Annotated in this window: 1 protein-coding gene; it reads left to right on the top strand. The window is 69.5% G+C overall.

All coding sequences use genetic code 11. The features are described from left to right. Positions 1–1,152 (top strand): methyl-accepting chemotaxis protein (locus tag MJ956_RS18690; protein ID WP_253965922.1); only part of this gene is annotated, 1,152 nt, incomplete at its 5' end. Positions 1,153–1,207: the final 55 nt, after the last annotated feature.

Here is a 1,207-nt window from a genome sequence, read left to right as displayed (position 1 = left end):
GCGGCTTTGGAGAAGCAGCGTGTGGAGGCCGAGGCGGTGACGCGGCGCGAGGAGGCGGAGGCCGAGCGGCGCCAGAATGGCGAGCGCCAGCAGATGACGGCGCAGGAGCAGGAGCTGGTGGTCGGCGAGATCGGCAGCGGCCTTGCCAAGCTGTCGGACGGCGATCTGACCTATCGCATCGAACAGAGTTTTCCGGCGGCCTATGTGAAGCTGAAGGACGATTTCAACGCGGCGATGGACGAGCTCAGCCAGACCATGTCGACGATCGCCGGGACGACGGGCTCGATCCGCTCGGGCACCGGCGAGATCAGCCAGGCCTCGGACGATCTGGCCCGGCGCACCGAGCAGCAGGCGGCGAGCCTGGAGGAGACGGCGGCGGCGCTGAACGAGATCACCGCGACGGTCAAGCGCACCGCCGAGGGCGCCAACCACGCCCGCGACGTGGTCGCCAGGGCCAAGACGGGGGCCGAGGAATCGGGCGTCGTGGTCGGCAACGCGGTCGAGGCGATGAATGGCATCGAGGCCTCGTCCAAGCAGATCAGCAACATCATCGGGGTGATCGACGAGATCGCCTTCCAGACCAATCTTCTGGCGCTGAACGCCGGGGTCGAGGCGGCGCGGGCCGGCGAGGCGGGCCGTGGCTTTGCCGTGGTGGCCCAGGAAGTGCGCGGGCTCGCCCAGCGCTCGGCCGACGCGGCCAAGGAGATCAAGACGCTGATCTCGACCTCGAGCGCCCCGGTCGGCCAGGGGGTGGAGCTGGTGGCGCGGACCGGTCAGGCGCTGAAGGACATCGCCGACCAGGTCGGCGAGATCAACACCATCGTGCGGGAGATCTCGTCGTCGGCGCAGGAGCAGGCGACGGGTCTGGCCGAGGTCAACACGGCGGTTCACCAGATGGATCAGGTGACCCAGCAGAACGCCGCGATGGTGGAGGAATCGACCGCCGCCTCGCACCGGCTGACCCAGGAGACCAGCGAGCTGGTCCGTCTGGTCGACCGCTTCGAGCTCGGCGCCGTCAAGCCGGCCACCGGCAAGGGCAAGCCCGGCGCCCGCCCGGCGGCAAACGCGCCGCAACTGGCCGTCGTCGGCAACACCGCCCGCAAGCCGCAGCCGGTCGCCGCCAACGAGACCGACAGCTGGGAAGAGTTCTGATCGGGCGCGAACGCGGCCGAAACGGACCTGACAATCCCATGACAAAGAGGGCGGC

The sequence above is a fragment of the Aurantimonas marianensis genome (assembly GCF_024195285.1).
Classification (GTDB): Bacteria; Pseudomonadota; Alphaproteobacteria; order Rhizobiales; family Rhizobiaceae; genus Aurantimonas; species Aurantimonas marianensis.
This window is presented reverse-complemented; position numbering and strand designations above follow the sequence as displayed.